Genomic DNA, 24,602 nt, shown 5'->3' with positions numbered 1-24,602 from the left:
CATCTTCGCCCTTCTTTTGTCGATTCGTGCAGGATTTTTTATATTCTCGTTATTAACTTTTCCATGTTTCTGAATTATTCTTTTCAAAATTAGAAAAATTTTTGAAACCAAAGTTGATTTTGAAGATAAGGTTTTTATCAAGTTTAGCCTTGATAGCGGAGGTGCAAAAGGGAACCGTTCTTTTTGGAGAGAACGGTTCCGTATAAAACTTTAACGCTTTTCAATCAAAATATCCTTTGAATCATATGACCAGGCTGAAAAATAGCCCAGCGCGCCGTTGGAAAAATTTGAAATTGGATTGGCCGGTGACGGCGACCCGGGATTCGTGTTGGCCAGTTCCCGTAGTGATGAAAAATATTCATAAACCGGTTTATCGAGCGTGAGAAATTCTACACGGGCAGTATCGCCCTCATCGAAACGCTGGCCACGCAGGGTTACTTCAATGTATTTGCCGTTAATTCCGGTATCATCGAAAACAATTAAATCGTTTACTTCATTTTGTAATGTATCGTTCTTATACACTTTAACCCGGTAAAAATTTTCAACATCGGGAGGGTCGGAAAAATAAAGCAGCAGGCGGTAACCGCGGTCAAAAAAAGCAATTCTGTCGTAAAGCTGGTAACTGAGTGAATCTATAGGAATTTCTTTATTCAAAAACGAGCGGGCAGTGTATTCCACTCCTTCCACCTCAACTAAAAGGCGGTATTCATTTCCGGGCTGAACCAATAAATTATTTTTTTTGTACACACCATCCGCTGTTTCGTCAACCGGGAAAACAGCGCCGCTTTGATGTTCGAAAAAAACCGTGGCATCATTCACTTTCTGCAATTCATCGTTGCCGAAATAGCTCCCGGTTTTTGAAATTTTCACTTCCAGCTCCCCGCTCCGTGCGTTCAGGTTCCCTTCAATTACAATTTCAGGGCTGGCTTCATTCAGGTCCACATCGATGACTTTTTCGCAACCTGCAAGAAACAACAAAAATAGTATGTAGTAAAATTTATTCATTTGTCACTGGTCATTGGTCATTGGTCATTTGTCACTTGTCATTTGTCATTTGTCATTGCCTGCCCGGCTGTATTCTCAGACGGGGTCACTGGTTAAAATTTAAATTTATAGCTAACCGAAGGAATTGCCCTGAACAGCGACACCTGAACTGCTTCGGTCACTCCCGGGTTGTCTTCTTTTTCCCTGAACTGAATAAAGTAGGCATTTTCGCGCGCATACGCATTGTACACCGAAAAATTCCAGCTCGATTCAAATTTGTCGGTTTTTTTAGTTTGCCAAACCAAACCCAAATCCAGCCGGTGGTAACCGGGCATCCGGTAACCGTTTCGTTCGGTGTAGTAGCCAATTGTTTTTCCGTCAATTTCGTACCTTCCGCTGGGGAAAGTAACGGCATTTCCTGTGTAATAAATCCAGGTAGCCGATATTTTCAGTTTGTCGTTGATATCGTACATGCCCACCACCGACACATCGTGTGTGCGATCGTGGCGCGCAGGAAACGCTTTTCCGTTATTTATGGCATCAAACTGGCGCATGGTTTTGGACCAGGTGTAGCTCAGCCAGCCATTCAACCGCCCGAAATTACGTTTCACCATCAGTTCGGCACCATAAGCCCAACCACGACCAAAAACAAGTTCGGCTTCCACGGTGGAGTTAAAAATCAGTTCAGCACCATTTTTATAATCAATCTGATTGTGCAGTTTTTTGTAGTAAACTTCCAGGGAAGTTTCAATTTCGTTATCGTAAAAATTCCTGAAATACCCGGCGGAAAGCTGATCGGAGATTTTGGGCTTTACATTGTTACTGCTGGGCAACCACAAATCGGTTGGTGTGGTAGTAGTGGTGTTCGACAATAAATGCAGAAACTGGTACATCCGGTTGTACGACAGCTTCACGGAACTCCGGCTGTTAATCAGGTAATTGATTCCCAAACGCGGACTCACTCCTCCCTGCGTTTTAAAGAATTCCGTTTTTTCCAGGGTAATGGTATCCGACAATTCTCCCTGTTCATTAAACTGGTAAAATTCGCCCGGCCCAATATTGCTGAACAGCTCCATGCGAAGCCCGTAATACAATTGAAGTTTCTCAGAAACACGCTGATTATTGGAAACATAGGCTGCCCACTCAATGGCTTTTCGTTCTGAGATATCGGCAGGTAGCGTGTAGCGGGAATTTTCATTCACAGTAATTTCGCCCGGCAAAACCGAATGCAAAATTGCATTTCCGCCAAATTTCAACGTATTATTTGAATTGGCATAATATGAAAAATCCTGTTTCAGGTTGAAATCTTCGATTTTGGAGCGGATTGCCACATCGAAGTCACGCATAATTGAAATGTCGTATGAATAGTTGCTGAAAATTAACGAGGTATTCGAAAACAGTTTCTCGCTAAAAATATGGTTCCACCTGAACGTTCCGGTAATGCTGCCCCAATCGAAACCAAACTCATTTTTATAGCCGAAATTGTCGCGGCCGGCAAAAGCCGAAAAATAAATTCTGTTGTTCTGGTTGAGCTTGTAGTTGGTTTTAATGTTCAGGTCGTAAAAATAGAGGTGCGTTTCGCGAATATCTTCTTCGCCGCTAAGATTCAGGAACAAATCGGCATAAGTGCGGCGGCCGCTGACAATAAAGGAGCTTTTCTCTTTTACCAGCGGACCTTCCACGGTAACATTCGACGAGATAAGCCCCAGGTTCCCGGTGATACCGAAATTTTTCAGGTTGCCTTCTTTCATCTGCACATCGAGTACCGACGAGGTGCGCCCGCCAAACGCTGCGGGTATTGAACCTTTCAAAAGGTTGGCATTTTTCAACGCTTCGGAATTAAAAACCGAAAAGAAGCCCAGCAGGTGCGATGCGTTGTAAACAGGAGCCTCATCGAGCAAAATCAAATTCTGGTCGATTCCCCCGCCGCGCACATGAAACCCCGAACTCCCCTCACCTGCCGGCTTCACGCCCGGAGTAAGCTGAAGCGTTTTCAACATATCGGGTTCGCCAAAAATTACAGGGATACTCTCAATTTGTTTGGGAGCCATTTGCACCTTGCCCATATCAACCGAAGTCACATTTTTATCGGCCCGTTCTCCTGTTACTACAATATTTCCAATTTCATAATTCTTTTCGCTGAGCTCAATATCCAGTTTTTTATTACTGTCCATTTTCAGCAAAACAGATTTTGTATCGTAGCCCAGAAACCTGAAATGCAATTTATATTTGCCCTCCGGCACACTAAGTGAATAAAAACCATAACTGTTGGAAACAGCTCCTGTGTTGGGCCATTTATCTAATTCAACAGTAGCGCCGGTTAGGCTTTCTCCTGTAGCTGCATCGCTGATAATTCCGCTTATCGTAAATTTTTGCTGCGCCTGTGCTGCTGCTGAAATAAGGAGAAAGCCCAGGAAATATATGATTTGTTTTCGGAACATTCCAGATTTTTTCGAGGCTCAAAAATAGCAATAAATAAGTGCAAACTTTTTTTCGGAGAATTATTATCCGGAATTTCTGTGAGTTGTGAATACCAGAAAAACTAACTGGGTTGGCCACTTCCCAAAAATAAGAAATCCCCAAAAAGTCTGTAATTCTTAAAAAAACAAAAAAACAGAAAGTGTTTGAAAACATGAAAAAATTCAAAAAACTAATTTACAATCACTTAATAAAAGCATCCCCTATTATTACATTCATACAAATTTCGATGTTTCGTACATACTCTTGATTGCTAACAAATTATTACTAATTTTGGTGACCTTTTTCCAGGGAAATATGAATAAGGTATTGACAATAAATCAAAAAACTAAAATAAAATGAAAGTTTACAAGACGAAACAAATTCGAAACATTTCTCTAATTGGAAATGCCGGCAGTGGAAAAACCACCCTTGCAGAGGCCATGCTGTTCGAGGGTGGAGTAATTCAACGCAGAGGGGAAGTCACTTCTCAAAATACAGTTTCAGACTATACCCCTATTGAGCAGGAATATGGCAACTCTGTTTACTCAACTCCGTTATATACTGAATATAATAATGTTAAAGTAAACATTGTGGATACACCCGGAATGGACGATTTGGCCGGCGGTGTTGTATCATCACTCAACGTAACCGACCTCGCATTAATGACTATCAATGCTACAAACGGGGTTGAATCAGGCACAGCTGCTGCCGGGCGTTATGCTGAAAATACAAACACACCTTTGCTGTTTGTTTTCAATCAGCTCGACCACGACAATTCAAACTTCGACACTACATTTGAGCAATGCAAAAATACTTTTGGAAATAAAGTTACCATCGTACAATACCCGCTCGATGCAGGCCCTGAGTTTTCTACCATTATCGATGTACTGAAAATGAAAATGTACAAGTACCCGAAAGACGGTGGGAAACCTGAAGTTCTCGACATACCGGATTCAGAAAAAAAGCGGGCAGAAGGTCTGCACAACGAACTGGTTGAAATGGCTGCCGAAAATGAAGAAGCATTAATGGAGCTTTACTTCGATAAGGGTACTTTAACCGAAGATGAAATGCGCAAAGGAATGAAAATGGGAATGCTTCAGCGCGATTTATACCCGGTATTCTGCACCTGCGCCAAGAAAGATATTGGCATTGCCCGCTTGCTCGAATTCATAGTTAACATTGCCCCTTCGCCCGACGAACGAGGCATAAGAAATGTTGTTGCAGGCCAGGAACCCAAAATGGACGAATCGGAACCGCCCAGCCTGTTTGTTTTTAAAACTGCAGTAGAATCGCATGTGGGCGAGATTACACATTTTAAAGTAATGTCGGGTACCATTAAAGAAGGTCTCGATTTATACAACTCACAAACTGAAAATAAAGAACGCCTTTCGCAGGTTTTTGCTTCAGCAGGAAAAAACCGCGAAAAAGTTAGCGAACTGGTTGCAGGTGACATTGGCTGCACTGTAAAACTTAAAGAAACAAGATTTAACCAAACCCTGGCTACAAAAGAGGCAGGCACAAAATATGAACCCATCAAATTCCCGGCATCGAAACACACTGTGGCTGTTAAAGCCGAGAATGAATCGGATGACGAGAAAGTGGGCGAAGTATTGAGTAAAGTAAAATACGAAGACCCTACTTATGTTATTGAATACTCCAAAGAGCTGAAACAGTTGCTTGTTCATGGTATGGGCGAGTACCACTTAAATGTGTTGAAATGGTTCTTCGACAATGTGCATAAAATTGGCGTAAATTACGTTCAACCCAAAGTGCCCTACCGCGAAACCATTACCAAACCGGCACAGGCCGATTACCGCCATAAAAAACAATCGGGCGGAGCAGGTCAGTTTGGCGAGGTGCACCTGATTATAGAGCCTTACGAAGAAGGCTCGGAACCTAAAACCATGTTCAAGTTTGGCGACAAAGAACAGAAAATTGCGGTTCGCGACGTACAGGAACACCAGCTGGCATGGGGAGGTAAACTTATTTTTGTAAACTCTATTGTGGGAGGTTCAATCGATGCCCGTTTTATGCCTGCCATCCTGAAGGGAATCATGGAAAAAATGGAAGAAGGACCGCTTACGGGTTCTTACGCACGCGATATCAGGGTTTATATTTACGACGGTAAAATGCACCCCGTTGATTCAAACGAAATTTCATTTAAACTGGCCGGGCGAAATGCATTCAGCACAGCCTTTAAAAATGCCGGACCGAAAATTCTCGAGCCCATTTATAACCTCGAAGTTTGGGTGCCAAGCGACCGCATGGGAGACGTGATGAGCGACCTGCAGGGACGCCGTGCCATGATTATGGGTATGGGCTCTGAAAAAGGAATGGAAAAAATTACAGCCAAAGTGCCGCAAAAAGAGATGTATCGCTATGCTACATCGCTTAGTTCACTTACCGGTGGCCGTGGAGTTTTCAACATAGAATTCGACAGTTACGAAAAAGTTCCGGGCGATGTCCAGGACGAACTGCTGAAAGCTTACGAAGCCGAGCAGGAAGAAGAATAGACCATTTTCTAATCCATTTTACTATAACCAAAAGCCCCGGTCCAATTGGATCGGGGCTTTGTTTTGTGTCTTTTTAATTTGAGTGAATATGCAATGATTAGCGTTGCATTTGGGAGGCTGGTATTAGATTAACCCAACTTGTTATCTTACTATCATAAAATCCTGTATTCCAGTCGGATGGGTTTAAGATATTCATATTTCGGGTAACACAGGTTTTTTCATATAGTATGGTACGGTTTTATACCCCAGGGCTTCATAAATTTGTTTTGCCCCTACAGAAGGAACACTGCATTTTTTTATCCTGATGGTTTTCCCTTTTTTGTTTTTCAGGGTTGTTACCACCTCTTTTTGTGTGTTCATTATCCGCACCCTTGCTGGTGACCGGGGAAATAAACGGACAAAAATTTCTGGTTGAAGAAGAACGGGCAAGGAAATTTGAGGACGGAATTTTCTTTGATCGGAAAGGAGGCACGATGAAGTTGTACAGTATCACCTATTCCGTGCTGGATATAAATTTTTTCTTAAATCCAAACAAAATGAAAACATCACTCCCCGATTTTCATTCTTTCTTTTTATTTTTGCCTGAAATTTTCAGGGAAATTTGGAGCCTGTAACATTTCTGAAATACTTTAAGGGGCAAAAACATTTTGCCGGTGTGGCAAAAAAACTGGCTGCCCCCCCGGGTGAGAAAATTCACCTGCACGGGATTATTGGCTCTGCCAAAACCATCTGGACAGCCAATCTTTTTCAGGAACTGCGCCAAAACATGGTGCTCCTGCTCAACGACCGCGAAGAAGCCGCCTATTTTTACGACGATTTAAACAACCTCGGACTTGGGGAAATCGCCCTGTTTTTTCCGTCGTCGTACAAACGCTCCATCCATTATGGGCAGCCAGAGCAGGAAAATATTGTGCAACGGACAGAAACGCTGAACAAGTTGCGCGACACAGAAACCACCAACATTGTAATAACCTACCCCGAGGCACTGATTGAAACCGTAATTTCGCAGCCTAACCTCGAACAAAACACGTTGCAGGTGTCCAAAGGCGATAAAATTTCAACCGATTTCATTAACGAGTTTCTGTATGAATACGGGTTCGAACGGGTGGATTTTGTATATGAACCCGGTCAGTTTGCGGTGCGCGGAAGCATCGTGGATGTATTTTCCTATTCAAATGAAGACCCCTACCGGCTCGATTTTTTTGGCGACGAGGTGGAGTCCATCCGCAGTTTCAACATTGACAACCAGATTTCAAAAGAAACCTTCAAAAGAATAACCATTGTCCCCAACATTCAAAACGAAAAATTGGAAGGCAACCGGGTTTCATTATTTGAATTTCTTCCGGAAAATACATTGTATTTTGGCGACAGCATGAATCAGTGCTTTCACCAGGTAAATGACATTCACCGGCAAACTATCCTGGCCAAAGCCGAAGAGGAAAATTTGCCGGAGCGGATTGTTACGGGCGACGCACTGAAAAAACAACTGCAAAACAAAACCGTTTGCGACTGGGGCACCAACCATTGTTTTGAACCAGATACAGTTTTTAATTTTTCCAATGCCCGCCAGCCGGTTTTCAACAAAAATTTCAATTTGCTAAGTGAAAATCTGGAGGAACACCAAAACAACGGATACTCAGTTTTTATCCTTTCGAACCAGGAAAAACAAATTGAACGGTTGCAGGCCATTTTCCGCGACATCAAAGCCAACGTACATTTCACGCCGGTGAATTTCACGTTGCACGAAGGGTTTGTCGATAACGACCTGAAAATCTGCTGCTACACCGACCATCAGATTTTTGAACGTTACCACCGGTTTAAACTAAAAACCCGGAAAGCGCAGCGCGAGGCCATTTCCATGAAGGAGCTGAACATGCTGCATCCGGGCGATTACGTGGTGCATATCGACCACGGCATCGGAAAATTTGCCGGGCTGGTACGCACCGAAATCAATGGGAAAATGCAGGAGGCCATCCGGCTGACCTATAAAAACAACGATTCGCTACTGGTGAACATTCACTCGCTGCACCGCATTTCGAAATACAAAGGCAAAGACGGCACTGAACCCAACCTAAACAAGCTGGGTACCGGTGCCTGGCAGAAAATGAAAAACCGTACCAAGGCGAAGGTGAAAGACATTGCCAAAGAGTTGATTGCCCTGTATGCCGAACGCCTCGCCGAAAAAGGGTTTGCTTTCACCCCCGATTCGTACCTGCAAACCGAACTGGAAGCCTCGTTCATTTACGAAGACACGCCCGACCAGGAAAAAGCCACCGCCGCTGTGAAAGAAGACATGGAAAAACTAATTCCCATGGACCGGCTGGTTTGCGGCGATGTGGGGTTCGGCAAAACCGAGGTGGCCATCCGGGCGGCTTTTAAAGCGGTAACCGACAGCAAGCAGGTGGCCGTGCTGGTTCCCACCACCATTCTGGCATTGCAGCATTACAAAACATTTTCCGACCGGCTTTCCGATTTCCCGGTGCGCGTGGAATACATCAGCCGGTTTAAGTCTTCAGTCCAAATCAAACAAACACTAAAAGATTTAGCAGAGGGAAAAGTGGATATCCTCATCGGTACGCACCGTTTGGTAAGCAAAGACGTAAAATTTAAAGACCTGGGGCTGCTCATCATCGACGAGGAACAAAAATTCGGGGTGTCGGTAAAAGAAAAGCTGAAAAGATTGAAGGTGAACGTAGATACACTGACACTGACCGCCACACCCATCCCACGCACCTTGCAATTTTCGCTAATGGGTGCCCGCGATTTATCCATCATTCAAACGCCACCTCCCAACCGGTATCCCATCATTACCGAAGTGCACGGATTTAACGAGCAACTCATTCGCGAAGCTATTTTATACGAAGTGGCCCGAAACGGCCAGGTATTTTTCCTGCACAACCGTGTACAGAATATTTACGAAGTGGAGGCCACCATCAAACGCATTGTGCCGGAGGTCACTACTTCTGTGGGGCATGGCCAGATGGAAGGACACCAACTTGAAAAAGTGATGCTGGGGTTCATCAACGGTGATTTCGATGTACTGGTAGCCACAACAATTATCGAGTCGGGGCTGGATATCCCCAATGCCAACACCATGATTATCAACCATGCTGAAAATTACGGACTGAGCGATTTGCACCAATTGCGCGGTCGCGTGGGCCGGTCGAACAAAAAGGCATTTTGTTACCTGATTACCCCGCCACAGGCTACCTTAAGCGCAGAGGCCCGTCGCCGCCTAAAAGCCATCGAAGAATTTTCGGATTTGGGCAGTGGCTTTAATATTGCCATGCAGGATCTCGACATCCGCGGGGCCGGAAACCTGCTGGGTGCCGAGCAGAGCGGGTTTATTGCCGACATCGGGTTTGAAACGTATCACCGCATTCTTAATGAAGCCGTTCAGGAACTGCGACAGGAAGAGTTTCAAGGTGTATTCAAGGAAGGAGACCAGAAACAGGCGGAAGCGTTTATGAAAATTAACTTCGCGCAGGATTGCCAAATCGATACCGACATGGAACTGCTGTTCCCTCAGGATTACATTCCGGGGAGTTCGGAGCGCATGCTGCTGTACCGCGAACTGGATAACATTGAAAATAAACAACAACTGGAGCAGTTCCGCCGCGGACTGGAAGACCGGTTTGGGGAACTGCCTTCAGAAACCCGTGAACTGCTCGAAGTGGTGAAACTCCGCTGGAAAGCCATTGAGCTGGGCATGGAAAAAATCATTCTGAAAGAAGGAAAAATGATTTGCTATTTCATTTCCGACCAGCAATCGCCATTTTACCAGTCAGCGCTGTTCATGAAAATTGTGCAATACGTGCAAAAAGGCAAAACCAAAGGCCGCATGAAGGAGAAAAACCATAAACTTACGCTCACTTTTTCAAATGTGCCAAATGTGGAAACTGCCGGGTATATTCTGGAGGAGATGATTGGAGAGGGTACTCTAAATTCTGAATAAAGGCCAAAACATTTTTCTTAAATTTGCGCTTTCTCTGATTTAACCTTTTTGTATTTCGTTAGTCAAACCTGCTTAAAAAAGAAATAAACCAATTAAATATTCATAAAATAAATTAATAACGTGGCAACAAAAAACATTTTCAGAATTTCCATTACCATAATCCTGGTGCTGGTATTGGCAGGGATTATTTTTTATCCAAAATTAAAACCAATGTTTAGCTCCGGGCAGGGAGAAGGCCCGCCCCCGGGCATGCGCGGAAGAGGTGCAGGCCAGCCGCTTTATGCCAGTGGTTATGTCCTTGTTCCAACAAAAATGAACGAAATGGTTAACAGTACCGGTTCGCTGTTACCCGACGAAGAAGTGGATTTGGCGTTTGAAACGTCGGGAAAAGTAGTAGGTTTATATTTTGAAGAAGGCCGGAAAGTAAAAAAAGGCGAACTGCTGGCAAAAATAAACGACAGACCTTTACAGGCGCAGTTATTGAAGCTCCAGGCACAAAAGAAGCTTGTTGAAGAAAGAGAGTACCGCCAGCGCCAGTTGCTCGATCGCGATGCCATCAGCCGCGAAAGTTACGACCAGGTAGCCACCGAACTGCAGTCGATAGAAGCCGACATGATGTTGATTGAAGCGCGCATTGCCGAAACCGAACTGCGTGCCCCGTTTGATGGAAGCGTAGGACTAAGGATGATTTCAGAAGGTGCTTATGCCACCACTCAAACCAAAATTATCCGGCTGGTAAAAACCCGCCCGCTGAAAATTGAGTTTTCCATCCCTGAGCGATATTCAGGCGAAGTGACTCCCGGTTTTCCTATCACATTTGTTGTAGATGGTTTTCCCGAACCATTCGAAGCCAACGTTTACGCCATCGACCCGAAAGTAGATGTCAACACCCGCACCATATCAGTGAGGGCACTTTACCCAAACACAAACGAAGAATTAAAGCCCGGACGTTTTGCCAGTATCAGAGCACGTCTTTCAGAAATTGAAAACGCCGTGTCGATACCTACTGAAGCACTGATTGCCGAAATGTCGGGTGAAAAAGTTTTCATTTACAAAAACGGCAAGGCAAAAGAAGTTAAAGTGAAAACCGGGCTGCGCACCGAGTCGCACATTCAAATCCGCGAAGGCCTAAATTTTGGTGACACGCTGCTCACCACGGCAATCCTGCAGCTCAGGGAAGATATCCCGATTCAACTCGATACTTTGGTAACCAATCAACATTTAGTAAACGAAGAAATACAATGAGCCTTTCATCACTCAGCATAGAACGTCCTGTACTGGCAACAGTTTTCTCCCTTGTCATTTTATTATTTGGTGGAATCGGGATGACATTTTTGGGTGTCAGGGAATTTCCCAGTGTCGATCCGCCGATTATCTCGGTGAGCGTTTCATACCCCGGAGCCAACTCCGATGTAATTGAATCGCAGATTACCGAGCCGCTGGAGCAATCGATTAACGGGATTCCCGGGATTCGTACGCTTACCAGTAGCAGCAGCCAGGGAAGAAGCCGGATTACCGTTGAATTTGAATTGTCGGTTGACCTGGAAACAGCTGCCAACGACGTGCGCGACAAAGTTTCGCAGGCACAGCGATTTTTGCCACGCGACTGCGACCCGCCAACTGTTTCGAAAGCCGATGCCGATGCCAGTCCCATCCTGATGGTAGCGGTAAAAAGCCCGAAACGTTCGTTGCTCGAGCTTTCAGAAATTGCCGAACTGACATTTAAAGAACAACTTCAAACTGTTTCCGGGGTAAGTTCTGTAGGCATTTGGGGAGAAAAACGCTATGCCATGCGCATTTGGCTTGATCCGGCCAAACTCGCTGGTTACCAAATGACACCGCTCGATGTGCGCAATGCCCTGCAACGCGAAAACGTGGAACTTCCTGCCGGAAGTATCGAGGGGAACACCACCGAACTGACCATCCGCACCCTGGGTTTGATGACCACACCCGAAGAATTCAACGACCTGATTTTAAAACAGGAAGGGGGCCAAATAATCAGGGTTCGCGACATTGGCCGCGCCGAACTCGGGCCTGAAGACCTCCGCGGAATAATGAAAATGAACGACATACCGATGGTAGCTACGGTAATTATTCCGCAACCGGGCGCGAACCATATCGATATTGTTGACGATGTTTACGAGCGACTGGAATTCATAAAAAAAGACCTTCCCGATGATGTGGAAATAGAAATCGGGTTCGACAATACCGACTATATCCGTTCGTCCATCCGTGAAGTACAAACCACTATTTATGTGGCTTTCTTCCTTGTGGTTATAATTATTTTCTTTTTCCTGCGCGACTGGCGGACCACCATTATTCCCATGCTCGTAATTCCGATTGCACTGGTAGGGTCTTTTTTCATCATGTACCTCGCCGGGTTTACCATAAATGTGCTCACGCTTTTGGCAATCGTGCTCTCCATCGGGCTGGTGGTTGACGATGCCATTGTGATGATGGAAAATATTTATGTAAAAATTGAGCGGGGCATGTCGCCCAAACAGGCAGGACTCGAAGGTGCCAACGAAATATTTTTCGCCATTATTGCCACCACCATTACGCTGGTTGCGGTTTTCTTCCCCATTGTTTTCCTGGAGGGAATGACAGGTAGGTTATTCCGCGAATTCAGTATTGTAATTGCCGGTGCCGTTGCCATTTCATCGTTTGTTGCCCTGACTTTTACCCCAATGCTTTCTACCAAACTGCTAAAATCGAGGCAAAAACACAACAGGTTTTATAACTGGAGTGAAAAATACTTTGTACGGCTCAACAATTATTACCAGCGTGGGCTCGCGAAATTTTTGCGACGCAAATACTTATCGCTTGTAATTCTAATATTTTCAGGAATATTAATAGCCGTTTTATGGAGTGTAATTCCGGCCGAAATGGCTCCCCTCGAGGACCGTTCGCAATTCAATGTAAACGTAAGTACACCCGAGGGTTCAACCTACGAATTCAACTACGATTATGTGGAAGACATTACTGAACTGGTGAAAGACGAAGTGCCCGAAGCCAGAAATATTGTTACAATGGTTAGGGGCAGCTGGGCTTTTGTACGCACCGCTTTGGTCAAGCCCTCAGAACGCGAACGCGCGCAGCAGGAGATTGTAAGTGACCTTTCTGCTGAACTTAGTAAAAAAACAAAGGCAAGGGCCGGAATTGTTCAGCAATCCACATTTGGAGGAAGGCGCGCACGTCAGCCCATTCAGTATGTATTACAGGCACCTACCATCGACAAGTTGCGCGAAGTATTGCCCGAATTTATGGCACAGGTACAAAACAACCCGATGTTTATCCAGGCCGATGTAAACCTGAAATTTACCAAACCCGAACTCCAGATTGAAATTAACCGCGATAAGGCCAACCTGCTGGGCATTTCAACTCAAAATATCGGGCAAACATTGCAACTCGCGCTTAGCGGACAACGCTTCGGTTATTTTATAATGAACGGCAAACAATACGAAATTCTGGGTGAGCTGCCACGCCAGGAGCGCAACAAACCACTCGATCTGAAATCGCTTTATGTACGTAATAATTCAGGAGAAATGATTCAGCTCGACAATTTTGTGACACTCCGCGAAACCACAGCCCCACCGCAGCTTTATCGTTACAACCGTTTTGTTTCGGCCACCATCTCATCGAACCTGGCAAACGGTTACACAATTAGTGACGGGATTGAAGAAATGGACAGAATTGCCAGTGAAGTACTCGATGATTCTTTTCGCACGGCACTCGACGGCGACTCGAAAGACTTTATGGAAAGTTCATCGAGCCTGATGTTTGCATTTGTACTTGCAATTGTACTTATTTTCCTGGTGCTCTCGGCACAGTTCGAAAGTTTTAAAGACCCGATTATTGTAATGATGACCGTCCCGCTGGCACTTACAGGCGCACTCATTTTTATGTGGTATTTTAACATTACCATGAATATTTTCAGCCAGATTGGAATTATCATGCTCATTGGACTGGTTTCCAAAAACGGGATTTTAATTGTAGAATTTGCCAACCAGCGAAAAGCTGCCGGAATGAACAAATACGAAGCGATAAAATTTGCTTCGTCAGCTCGTTTCCGCCCGATTTTAATGACCAGCCTGTCAACAATTCTGGGTATTTTACCACTTGCCATGGGACTGGGAGAGGGTGCCCAAAGCCGCGTTGCAATGGGTACTGCCGTAGTTGGTGGATTGCTGATTGCAACTTTCCTCACCTTGTTTGTGGTGCCCGGGATTTACCTGCTTGTATCCAGCGAATCAAAAAATAGTTCTGAAAATTCAAACAGCATCAATAAAAATGAACATACTGAATAAAATACTACCGGTCCTACTGATTTTAATTTTACCCGGCACCATTTTTTCCCAGGAAATTTATGACCTCAGCCGTTGCGTAAATACGGGGCTCGAACAAAACTTTTCGGTGAAAGTGGCACGAAATCAGGAAGAAATTGCCGGGAACAATGTCACCCGCGGAAATGCAGGCTATTTGCCAACAGTTACAACGACCAACCGAATTGGAGGAGATTTAAATTCCACCACCCAAAATATGAATGACGGTACACAAAATATTTCATCGGGTGTACACAACACAACAGGTTCGGCCGGCATTAACCTGAACATGACTATTTTCAATGGGTTCAACGTACAAACTACCTATCAGAAACTGGAAGAACTGAAACAAATGGGCGAACTCAACACGCAAATGTCAATGGAAAACCTGATGGCGCAGATTGTGGCTGAATACTATTATTATATCCAGCAGCTCAACTACCAGAGAAACATGGAATACGCGGTTTCGCTTTCGCGCGAAAGGGTTCGCATCGACGAGGAGCGCTACCTGCTGGGAGCCTCATCGAAGCTCGAGTTATTGCAGTCGATTGTTTACCTGAATGAAGACAGCTCGCGGCTGGCACGCCAAAACGAAGCTATCCTCGAATCAGAAGTTCGGCTGAAAAAACTGATGGCCCTCGAAAACCTGGAACAAGATATTCAGGTGGCAGACACTTCAATAGTTTTTAATTCCGATTTAACGTATGCCAACCTATTGGAATCTACACTCGATTTTAATACCGGCCTGCAGATAGCTCAAAAAAACAAGGCGATTTCGGAGCTCGATTACAAATTAATTGCTTCAAGGGCTTATCCCTACCTGAATTTTTCATCAGGATACAGTTACTCATACCGGGGTTATGGCACGGGAACAATAAGCGACTACGGTGAGTTAGCATTAAGTAATCAGCAAAACCGTTCGCTCAATTACGGGGTAACCCTCGGGTTAGATATTTTTGACGGATTCAACAGGCACCGCGAAAAAACAAATGCCCACATTGAAGTGGAGAACCGCATGTACCGGTTTCAGGAAGTTGAACAGGAGATTAAAGCCGAGCTACTTACCGTTTATTATGCGTACGAAAATAACCTGCGACTGGTAAAAATGGAAGAAGAAAACCTGGATGTGGCACGCGAAAACCTGGATATTGCCCTGGAGCGCTATAAACTTGGTGCATTGTCCGGGCTTGAACTGCGCGAAGTACAGAAAAGCCTGCTGGATGCCGAAGAACGACTCATCTCCGTTAAGTACCAGACAAAGCTGGCCGAAATATCGCTGCTCCAGATTGCAGGAAGAATTATGGAATATGTATAATTGAAATGCAATTTCAGACAAATGGTATTTTGCTGCACCCGAAAATGCCCGGAGCATTCCGGAAAACGTGGAGCATGAAGTGGAAATTCCTGAATACGCTGTTGTTCTGGAAGTTTTCGCTCCTGTTCTACCCGACTATTTACCCGGATAAAAAAAGGTTTTGAAAAAAAGCGATTTTACCTGAAAGAAATAGTAACTTTGCAGCGCATTTACGAGAAATATTTTTCATGCAATTTTTTGAATTTGACACAGTTATAATCGGAAGTGGATTGGCAGGCCTTACTGCGGCATACTATTCGGCGGGTTACGGCTCTGTAGCAATTGTTACAAAATCGGAACTCGATACCAGTAACTCTTATTACGCACAGGGAGGAATTGCCGCGGCAATTAACAGCGAAGATTCACCCGATAAACACCTTGAAGATACGATTTTGGCTGGCCGGGGACTTTGCGATAAAGATGCGGTTAACATTTTGGTGAATGAAGGGAAAGAAAGGGTGCTCGGGTTAATTGAAATGGGAATGCCGTTCGACAAACAAAACGGTGAATTCGTTTTAGGACTTGAAGGCGGCCACACCAAACGTCGTATTTTGCATGCCGGCGGCGATGCTACCGGAAAAGAACTAACCTGTTTTTTTCTCGATAAAGTAAAAGAGCAGCCCTCAGTTGTACCCTTTGAATTTACTACAGTAGTAAAACTTTTGAAAAACGACGACCAGATTATTGGTGTTCAGGCCATCGATTTTAAAACCGGCGAAAATGTCATCATAAAAACTAAAACTGTAATTCTTGCCACAGGCGGACTTTCGCGTGTTTTTGAACGCTCAACCAACCCGCATACTGCTACCGGCGACGGAATTGCACTTGCCTGGGAAGCCGGGGCCCGAATTGCCGATATTGAATTTATCCAGTTTCACCCCTCGGCTTTGTATGTCCCCGGGAAAGAGGCCTATCTCATCAGTGAAGCTGTGCGGGGCGAGGGAGCCTGGTTGCTCGACCAGGACGGGAAGCGGTTCATGAAGGACATACATCCGCTGGCCGAACTGGCACCGCGCGATGTGGTTGCCTACAATATTTTCAAAAAGATAAACGATTCGGGCAGCGATTTTATTTATCTTTCGCTGAAACACCTCGATGCAGAAAAAATAAAGTCCCGTTTCTCAAATATTTACAAGCACTTAAAAGAGATGGGATTCGACTTCACCAAAGATTTGCTGCCTGTTTCGCCTGCAGCACATTACATGGTTGGAGGAATAAGAACCAACTTGAACGGAGAAACCAACATTAAAGGATTATTTGCGTGCGGAGAAGCAGCTTCAACAGGCGTAATGGGTGCCAACAGGTTGGCCAGCAATTCGTTGCTCGAATGCCTGGTTTTTGGCAAACGCGCCAGCGACCGGGCAGCCAAACTCAGCAAATCCGGTAAAGATTTGCCTGAAATTAAGCCAATGAAATTGGATATGCAAAATGAAGACACGTTCCTGTCGTACAAAAATGAAATTGCAACTTCCATGTCGAAAAACCTTGGGATTGTCAGAAATGCAGATGACCTTGAAAAAGCCATAGATAAATTTACCGCTATTGCCCGTGAATTTACCAATTTTGACAACGAATACAATTTAATGAAAATACATAACAGTGCCACCATTTGCCGGCTGATAGCTACAGCCGCTTTGAAAAGAGAAGAAAGCAGAGGTGGACATATACGAAGTGATTTCCCAAAAGAAAATCCGGATTTAAAAATCCATATTATTCAGCAAAAAAATAATAACATTCAGTTTGAACCCGTAAGAAATTAAAATACGATGGACGAAAAAACATTAAAATCAGCAGAAGTGTTGTTTGACCTTGCCTTTGCCGAGGATATTGGTGACGGCGACATCACCACCAACAACCTTGTTGCCCCCGATACCTGTAAAACAGCTATTCTGGTAGCCAAAGCCGAAGGAATAATAGCCGGCCTGCCCGTTGCCGAAATGGTATTTAAAAAATTTGACAAGGACATTGAATGGAATGTAAAAATACCCGACGGGAGCAAAGTTAACCCGGGCGATATTTTGGTAGAATTCAGGGGTAACTACCGGGCACTTTTAACCGGCGAACGTAAAGCATTGAATTTTTTGCAGCGGCTTTCGGGAATTGCAACTTTTGCCGATATATGCATGAAAGAAGTTGAGGGACAAAACGTTGAAATTCTGGACACCCGCAAAACTTTACCCGGCTACCGGTACCTCGACAAATATGCCGTGAGAATGGGCGGTGGTTCCAACCACCGATACGGCCTTTACGATATGGTTATGATTAAAGATAACCACATTCAGGTGGCAGGAGGCATAAAAGAAGCCGTGGAAGCCATTCGGACTAAAATTCCCAAAAGCATAAAAATTGAAGTGGAAACAACTAACCTGGAACAGGTAAAGGAAGCACTCGATGCCGACGTGGATATCATTATGCTCGATAACATGAGCTCTAAAATGATGAAGGAAGCCGTTGTCCTCATTAACGGAAGGACCAAAATTGAAGCTTCGGGGAATATGACACTGAAACGCATAAGAAAAGTAGCATCAACAGGAGTTAATTACATTTCAATTGGTGCACTCACCCATTCGGTACGGGCACTGGATATCAGCCAACGAATTATTGACTGAAATGAACCTTGTAATTGACATCGGGAACACACGAACCAAAATATCGCTTTTTAACAGGGGCGAAATGGTAATTACAGTTCTCTTGGATGATTTGCGAACCGAAGATATCAATCGCCTGAAAAATGAATATCCCTCACTGAACAAGGCGATTATTTCTGCAGTTACGGATGTTCCGCAGGATTTGAAAACCGCTCTTCAGCAAAATTTTGAAACGCTTATTGAATTGGATGCCAATACACCTTTGCCCATTGAAAACTGCTACCAAACAAAACAAACACTTGGGAAAGACAGGATAGCCGCAGTGGTTGGTGCATTTAAGGTGTACCCCAATTCCAACATTCTGGTTATCGATGCCGGAACGGCAATTACCTACGATTTCATCAACGATATGGGGCAGTACCTGGGCGGTAATATTTCACCCGGACTGGAAATGCGCTTTAAAGCATTGCACCAGTTCACCGGAAAACTTCCATTAGTCCGGCAATCTGACTTCACTAATCTCTTCGGCAGGTCCACCGAAGAAGCAATCAGGGCAGGAGTTCAGCATGGTATTGTACATGAAGCTGATAAAGTCATTGATTCTTTTAAGGAATTTTATAAAAATTTAAACGTTATTATTACCGGTGGAGATGCCAATTTTTTTGATTTGAAATTAAAAAATTCTTTCTTTGTACATTTCAATTTAACAGCCTTAGGGTTAAACCACATATTAGAATATAATGGGGAGATTTAGAAGCGTAAGTTTACTGACCGGGTTACTTTTATTTCCGTTTTTTTTGTTTGCACAATTTAATAATAACACAACTTCGCCATACTCGCGTTTTGGGTTGGGCGACCTTCAGCCATACAGTTTCGGACGAACAACAGCGATGGGAGGTGCATCGCTTGCAAGCAGAAACAACCAGCAAATAAACACCTCAAATCCCGCATCCTATACTGCTGTTGATTCCCTCTCATTTTTATTTGAGTTTGGAGTTTATGGCAAATTCTCGAAGTACAGCAACGACATAAACGAGATGGAGGCCAACGATGTCAACTTCAGGTACTTTGCAATGAACTTCCAGATTACCAACTGGTTGGCAACCAGTTTAGGGCTCACCCCCTACTCCGATGTTGGATACAATGTGCAGGTAACCGAAAATGTTGAAAATGCAGGCGATGTGCTCTTCTCCTATTATGGTGAAGGTTCACTCTCAAAAGCTTACTTGGGGTTGGCAGTGGAACCCATTAAAAATGTATCAGTGGGTGCCAATTTTAACTACATGTTTGGCACGTTAAACCGCAATGCCGAGGTGAATTTCCTCGATGAACGCGATTTTTACAACATACAGAAATACGAAGCTGTCAGAATGCGCGATTTCAACCTGAATTTTGGGGCACAGGCCACCATTCCTTTAAAAGAGGAACAGCACCTTGTTTTGGCGGCTGTTCTCGAAACCCAGCCTAAATTAACCAGCTTCTATTCCGACCTTAGCAGCAAATATTTAACCTATACAATTGGCACGAGCACCAACACCGACCAGGATACGTTAAATTATCAAAGTGAAGATGAAAGCACCATTCAGCTACCGCTAAGTTACGGGTTCGGAGTTTCGTATGTGAAAGACAATATGCTCGAAGTCAATCTCGATTATTACCATCAAGCATGGTCGAAAGCAAAATTTTTCGGTTCAGTTGATCCGGTTTTAACAGATTTAGATAAATTTGCGCTCGGAGCTGAATGGATTCCCGACCGTTTTTCAATAAGAAGTTATTTGAACAGAGTTGCATACCGTGCCGGGGTTAAATACGAAAAATCGTACCTCATGCTTAACAATCAACAGATTAACGATTTTGGCATAAGTTTTGGAATAGGATTACCAATATATCGTTCCAATTCAACCATAAATATTTCAGCTGAATTAGGAAAAAGAGGAACGAAACAACACAATTTAGTTCTTGAAAATTATGCAAAAGTTAATTTAAGCGTAAATTTATATGACTTGTGGTTTATACAACAGAGATTTGATTAAAATTAAAAACAAATAATAATATAAAACTATGAAAGCTTTATTTCGCATAGCACTCTTAATTGCCGCAGTTGCATTCTCGTCCGCAACTACATTGCAGGCACAAAGAGTAATTAAAGGTACAGTTTACCGTGACGGAGAACCTGCCGCAGGAATTACAGTAGAAGTACACAGAGGTGGAACTATGCTTACCGGCTTCGACGGAAAGTACGAATTAGAAGCCCACGAAAAATCGAAATGGATAAAATTCACCTATATCGACGAAACCAAAAAGCTGGACATCGATGATAAACAAGGCGATGTTTTCGACTTTGCCTGGAGCGGGGAAATTCCTTCGGGTGACGAAGAAGAAGAAACCGGCGAGGTAGTTTTAAAAACCGCCGAGGAACTCATTAACGAACAGAACAGGGATTTCATGAATACATATTCGCTTTACAACGAATATTATAAACAAGGAAATTACGAATCGGCATTGCCGCATTGGAAAAAAGTATTCAATAAATACCCGAAATCAATAAAAAATGTGTACATCCAGGGTGCCAAAATGTATGACCATTTTATTGAAAATGCAGAAACACCAGAAGAAAGGGAAAAATACATTGATCAGCTGATGAAAATTTACGACAAGCGAATCAAGTATTTTGGTGAAAAAGGTTATGTACTGGGCCGGAAAGCAACAGATTTCCTTGATTATAAGCTGAATACTGACACCCCACCAGAAGGTGAGGCACTCAAGGAAACCATGAAAAAAGGGTACGAATGGCTCAACCAGTCAATTGAAGAACAACAAACAGAAACAGAATTACCCATATTTGTTTTAATGATGCAAACCACACGCTCGTTATTCAAACTGGGCGAAATTCCAAAAGAAACGGTTGTGCGAAATTTCGATAAATGCAACAACCTGCTCAATACCATAAAATCAGAAACCGAAGAAGAAAAGAAACTGGAAGATATTTCAAAAGTTCAGGCATACATCGAAGAAATATTTGGTTCTTCAGGAGCTGCCGACTGCGAAGCACTCATTAGTATTTTCCAGCCACAATACGAAGAAAATAAAGAAGATGCTGAATTCATAAAAGGAATGCTCCGCCGCCTGGGAGATGCCAACTGCGACGAAAGCCAGTTGTTTGCCCAGGCAACCGAAAGGCTTTATGAGCTGGAACCGTCGGCTGAGGCAGCATTTAACATGGCACGCCGGTACGTGCAAAGAAACGAAACCGAAAGGGCAAAAAAATACTACCAGGAAGCCATGGATCAGGAAACCGATGACGACCTCCTGGCAAAATATTACTACGAATACGCCTATTTTGTATTTGCCAAAGAAAACGCGCTGTCGGAAGCACGCAGTTATGCACGAAAAGCACTGGACATTAACCCCGATTATTGTGAGGCCTTAATGCTTATTGGCGACATTTACGTAGCAGCAAGCAAGTCATTTGGCGATGATGCCTTTGATAAAGCAAGTGTTTTCTGGTTAGCCGTCGATTATTTCGAACGCGCCCGCAGGGCAGGCCAGGACTGCGCAGTTGATGCATCCCAAAAAGTATCCACCTACCGGAAATATTTCCCGAACAAGGAAGAAGCCTTCTTCAGGGATGTTCAGGAAGGAGAAAGTTATAAAGTTGGAGGCTGGATTAATGAAACAACTACAGCAAGATTTTAAAAACAAAATAGTAAGATTTAAAGGAATTGCAGCTCTTCTTGCAGGGGCTGCATTTCTTTTCTTTGGGTGCGAGAAAAACAACATCGAAAAAATTCAGGCTTTCACGTCGCCCGAAAACCTCCCCCAGCAGGAAGCAACTAATATTGAAACACTTATTACCGACAGCGGTGAAGTTCGCTTTTACTTATTTGCACCCAAACTTCTCCGGTTTGAAACCGAAGGGGATGCGTATGTGGAATTCCCTCAAGGAATTGAACTAATCAGGTACGATTCTGCCCAAAATGTAGTTTCGAGCATAACAGCCGATTATGCAAAACAATACGAAAAAGAAGATAAATGGGAAGCCAAAAATAATGTGGTTGCGACCAATTTAGATGGTGATACCCTAAAAACCGAACACCTTATTTGGGAAGAAAAAAATGAAAAAATATATTCAGATGAATATGTAAAAATCATTCGGCCCGACCAGATAATTACCGGCATTGGGTTTGAATCTGACCAGGCGATGGAAAACTGGAAAATCAAAAATCCCAAAGGAACTATTTTTGTTGAAGTAAACGAAAATGAACAAACACCTGCCGACTCAACCACGTTGCAGCCGGAAGAAAAACAGGAAATTACTCCCGAACCAGGGACTCTTCAGTTCCGAAATTGAAACTTTCAATCCAGCTTCTTCTGCATTTTTTTAATCTCATCTGCTTCAATCTACACATTTGCTCTTTTCAATTATAATATTAAAAGGATGCAAAGTTGAAACAAAATTTTTTACCTGCAAATACCAAAATAAACAATTGTTAATCAAAACACTACGCCACAAAAGAGGTTGTTCCTCAAAAAAAAATAAATATTCATGGTTTCTTTCGAAAATTGTTATCTTCGTAGCTCGAAAAAATAAAAGTAAAATCTGCAATAAAAGAACTGTAAATCAATGGCAACGTTACAAACAATTAGGACAAGGGCAGGATTATTGGTTGCAATCGTAATTGGTATTTCGCTTGCAGCATTCATCCTTGGAGACATGCTCCGGGGAGGAAGCTCACTTTTTCAGGGCGACAGGCTCGAAATTGGTGAAGTAGAAGGACAATCAATTCAATACCCTGAATTTCAGCAACAAGTAGAAAAATTAGGTGAAATATACAGGATGAACACCCAGGAAAGCCAGTTGGACGAAGACACCTGGGTTCAGGTTCGCGAACAAGCATGGCAAAACACCGTCCGCAGAATTATTATGAACGATGTTTATGAAAACCTGGGAGTGTCAGTAAGTTCTGAAGAACTTTTCGATATGCTGCAGGGAACCAACCTGCACCCCATAGTTCAGCAACTGTTCCAGAACCCGAATACCGGGCAGGTTGACCGCAGTGCTGTAGTCCGCTTTCTGCAAAACCTCGAATCAGGAGCTGTTGCACCCGAACAACGTGAATACTGGTTGTATCTCGAAGATCAGATTGTGGAACAGCGCATTCAAACCAAATACAATAACCTTGTAGGCAAAGGACTTTTTGTTACAACCGAAGAGGCAAAAAAAAGCCTCGAAGCAAAAAACAAGCAGGTTAATTTTGACTACATTGTCTTGTCGCGCAACACAGTAGCCGACAGCCAGGTGGTAGTTACCGAAAAAGACTTAAAGGATTACTACAACTCCAATCAGGAAAATTACCGCCAGGAAAAAAACCGCAGGATTGAATACATTACTTTCCCGGTCACCCCATCGGATGCCGATTATCAGGACGCACAACAATGGGTTACCGATGCCGTTTCTGATTTTGCCTCGGCTGAAGATAACGTTGCATTTGTAAATTCAAATTCCGACGTAAGCTTTGACAATACCTGGTATAAACAAAACGAATTACCTGCCGATATTGCAACATGGATTTTTGAAGAAGGTGCTGAAGTGGGTGATATTTTCGGTCCGTATTTCGAAAATGAAGCATACAAACTGGCCAAACTTCATGCCTCCGAAATGATGCCCGATTCGGTTGAGGCAAGGCACATCCTTTTACAGGTTAACACGAATACCCAGGAAGAGCTCATCGCTCAGCAGGAACTGGCCGACAGCCTGAAAACAGCTATCGAAAACGGTAGTGACTTTGGTGAACTGGCCCGGGAATTTTCTGCCGACCAGGGCTCGGCAATTCAGGGAGGCGAATTAGGATGGTTCGGAAGAGGACAAATGGTTGAGCCATTCGAGGAAGCAGCCTTCAATAACGATATTAACGAAGTGACAGTTGTTCCTTCGCAGTTCGGAATTCATGTTATCCAAACAACCGACCGCGGAGATTTATCACCTCAGGTGCAGGTGGCTTACCTCGTAAGAAAAGTAGTGCCAAGCACCCAGACTTACCAGAATGTTTATGCCAGGGCCAGCGAGTTTGCCGGCGATGTCACAAACAAAGAAGAGTTTGATGCCGCGGTTGAAGAACAGAATTTAAACAAAAAAGCAGCCTCACTTGGTGAAAACGACAGAAATATTGCAGGGCTCGAAAATGCCCGTCCACTCGTCCGGGCCGCCTACGAATCAAAAGAAGGAAGACTTCTTCAGGATACACAGGGATCAACAATTTTTGATTTGGGTGATAACTTTGTAATCGCCACACTTGCTTCTGCAACCGAAGAGGGAATTGCCGACTTCGAAAGTGTAAGAGACCGGGTTGAACTGGCTGTTATGAGAGAGAAGAAAGCCGAATTCTTAATTGAAAAAGCCAATGCTGCCATGGAAGGAAAAACTGA

The 24,602-nt window shown here is 43.8% G+C and carries 15 protein-coding genes; 12 read left to right on the top strand and 3 right to left on the bottom strand.

Features of this window, described 5'->3' with window-relative positions; translation table 11 throughout:
- Positions 1-210: 210 nt before the first annotated feature.
- Together ACTCNA_RS03170 and ACTCNA_RS03165 are read right to left on the bottom strand one after the other, a co-directional pair.
- Entirely contained in the window at positions 211-1,005 is a 795-nt protein-coding gene (locus tag ACTCNA_RS03170; protein WP_462946450.1) for a DUF4249 domain-containing protein, read from the bottom strand.
- A gap of 92 nt (positions 1,006-1,097) precedes the next feature.
- Positions 1,098-3,425: a TonB-dependent receptor gene (locus ACTCNA_RS03165; protein WP_462946449.1), complete on the bottom strand. Its 2,328-nt coding sequence runs from the start codon at positions 3,423-3,425 to the stop codon at positions 1,098-1,100.
- 375 nt (positions 3,426-3,800) lie between these two features.
- Here ACTCNA_RS03165 and ACTCNA_RS03160 point away from each other — a divergent pair, with 375 nt between their 5' ends.
- Complete coding sequence (locus tag ACTCNA_RS03160; RefSeq protein WP_462946448.1) at positions 3,801-5,957, top strand: elongation factor G; 2,157 nt, start codon at positions 3,801-3,803, stop codon at positions 5,955-5,957.
- Positions 5,958-6,149: 192 nt separating this feature from the next.
- On the opposite strand, the gene ACTCNA_RS03155 is transcribed toward ACTCNA_RS03160, so the two are convergent.
- Positions 6,150-6,317, bottom strand: coding sequence for a hypothetical protein (locus ACTCNA_RS03155; RefSeq protein ID WP_462946447.1), 168 nt, complete (start codon positions 6,315-6,317; stop codon positions 6,150-6,152).
- A 295-nt stretch (positions 6,318-6,612) separates the two neighbouring features.
- Between ACTCNA_RS03155 and mfd the strand changes: the two genes are divergently transcribed.
- The 11 genes from mfd to ACTCNA_RS03100 all read left to right on the top strand — a co-directional run.
- Complete coding sequence (mfd, locus tag ACTCNA_RS03150) at positions 6,613-9,912, top strand: transcription-repair coupling factor (protein WP_462946446.1); 3,300 nt, start codon at positions 6,613-6,615, stop codon at positions 9,910-9,912.
- Between the two features lie 120 nt (positions 9,913-10,032).
- Positions 10,033-11,157 carry an efflux RND transporter periplasmic adaptor subunit gene (locus ACTCNA_RS03145; protein WP_462946445.1) on the top strand — a complete coding sequence of 375 codons (1,125 nt, stop codon included), beginning with the start codon at positions 10,033-10,035 and terminating at the stop codon, positions 11,155-11,157.
- Positions 11,154-14,219: an efflux RND transporter permease subunit gene (locus ACTCNA_RS03140; protein WP_462946444.1), complete on the top strand. Its 3,066-nt coding sequence runs from the start codon at positions 11,154-11,156 to the stop codon at positions 14,217-14,219. The genes ACTCNA_RS03145 and ACTCNA_RS03140 overlap by 4 nt, the downstream gene beginning before the upstream one ends.
- Positions 14,203-15,549, top strand: a complete 1,347-nt coding sequence (locus ACTCNA_RS03135; RefSeq protein ID WP_462946443.1) for a TolC family protein — start codon at positions 14,203-14,205, stop codon at positions 15,547-15,549. Before ACTCNA_RS03140 ends, ACTCNA_RS03135 begins: the two co-directional genes overlap by 17 nt.
- 227 nt (positions 15,550-15,776) lie before the next feature.
- Positions 15,777-17,348: an L-aspartate oxidase gene (gene nadB, locus ACTCNA_RS03130; protein ID WP_462946442.1), complete on the top strand. Its 1,572-nt coding sequence runs from the start codon at positions 15,777-15,779 to the stop codon at positions 17,346-17,348.
- Between the two features lie 6 nt (positions 17,349-17,354).
- Positions 17,355-18,197, top strand: a complete 843-nt coding sequence (gene nadC / locus ACTCNA_RS03125) for a carboxylating nicotinate-nucleotide diphosphorylase (RefSeq protein ID WP_462946441.1) — start codon at positions 17,355-17,357, stop codon at positions 18,195-18,197.
- A 1-nt stretch (position 18,198) separates the two neighbouring features.
- Positions 18,199-18,930, top strand: a complete 732-nt coding sequence (locus tag ACTCNA_RS03120) for a type III pantothenate kinase (RefSeq protein ID WP_462946440.1) — start codon at positions 18,199-18,201, stop codon at positions 18,928-18,930.
- Positions 18,917-20,209: a hypothetical protein gene (locus ACTCNA_RS03115; RefSeq protein WP_462946439.1), complete on the top strand. Its 1,293-nt coding sequence runs from the start codon at positions 18,917-18,919 to the stop codon at positions 20,207-20,209. The genes ACTCNA_RS03120 and ACTCNA_RS03115 overlap by 14 nt, the downstream gene beginning before the upstream one ends.
- A gap of 28 nt (positions 20,210-20,237) precedes the next feature.
- Complete coding sequence (locus ACTCNA_RS03110) at positions 20,238-21,872, top strand: tetratricopeptide repeat protein (RefSeq protein WP_462946438.1); 1,635 nt, start codon at positions 20,238-20,240, stop codon at positions 21,870-21,872.
- Positions 21,847-22,527, top strand: a complete 681-nt coding sequence (gene lptC / locus ACTCNA_RS03105) for an LPS export ABC transporter periplasmic protein LptC (protein ID WP_462946437.1) — start codon at positions 21,847-21,849, stop codon at positions 22,525-22,527. Before ACTCNA_RS03110 ends, lptC begins: the two co-directional genes overlap by 26 nt.
- 273 nt (positions 22,528-22,800) lie before the next feature.
- Positions 22,801-24,602, top strand: a 1,802-nt coding sequence (locus tag ACTCNA_RS03100; RefSeq protein WP_462946436.1) for a peptidylprolyl isomerase, incomplete at its 3' end; no start/stop codon positions are given.

Source organism: Tangfeifania sp., from assembly GCF_055108615.1.
This window is presented reverse-complemented; position numbering and strand designations above follow the sequence as displayed.

Coding starts and splice junctions, on each gene's coding strand:
- ACTCNA_RS03170 (WP_462946450.1), bottom strand. CDS start 1,005: ATGAATAAATTTTACTACATACTATTTTTGTTGTTTCTTGCAGGTTGC.
- ACTCNA_RS03165 (WP_462946449.1), bottom strand. CDS start 3,425: ATGTTCCGAAAACAAATCATATATTTCCTGGGCTTTCTCCTTATTTCA.
- ACTCNA_RS03160 (WP_462946448.1), top strand. CDS start 3,801: ATGAAAGTTTACAAGACGAAACAAATTCGAAACATTTCTCTAATTGGA.
- ACTCNA_RS03155 (WP_462946447.1), bottom strand. CDS start 6,317: ATGAACACACAAAAAGAGGTGGTAACAACCCTGAAAAACAAAAAAGGG.
- ACTCNA_RS03140 (WP_462946444.1), top strand. CDS start 11,154: ATGAGCCTTTCATCACTCAGCATAGAACGTCCTGTACTGGCAACAGTT.
- ACTCNA_RS03135 (WP_462946443.1), top strand. CDS start 14,203: ATGAACATACTGAATAAAATACTACCGGTCCTACTGATTTTAATTTTA.
- nadB (WP_462946442.1), top strand. CDS start 15,777: ATGCAATTTTTTGAATTTGACACAGTTATAATCGGAAGTGGATTGGCA.
- nadC (WP_462946441.1), top strand. CDS start 17,355: ATGGACGAAAAAACATTAAAATCAGCAGAAGTGTTGTTTGACCTTGCC.
- ACTCNA_RS03120 (WP_462946440.1), top strand. CDS start 18,199: ATGAACCTTGTAATTGACATCGGGAACACACGAACCAAAATATCGCTT.
- ACTCNA_RS03115 (WP_462946439.1), top strand. CDS start 18,917: ATGGGGAGATTTAGAAGCGTAAGTTTACTGACCGGGTTACTTTTATTT.
- ACTCNA_RS03110 (WP_462946438.1), top strand. CDS start 20,238: ATGAAAGCTTTATTTCGCATAGCACTCTTAATTGCCGCAGTTGCATTC.
- lptC (WP_462946437.1), top strand. CDS start 21,847: ATGAAACAACTACAGCAAGATTTTAAAAACAAAATAGTAAGATTTAAA.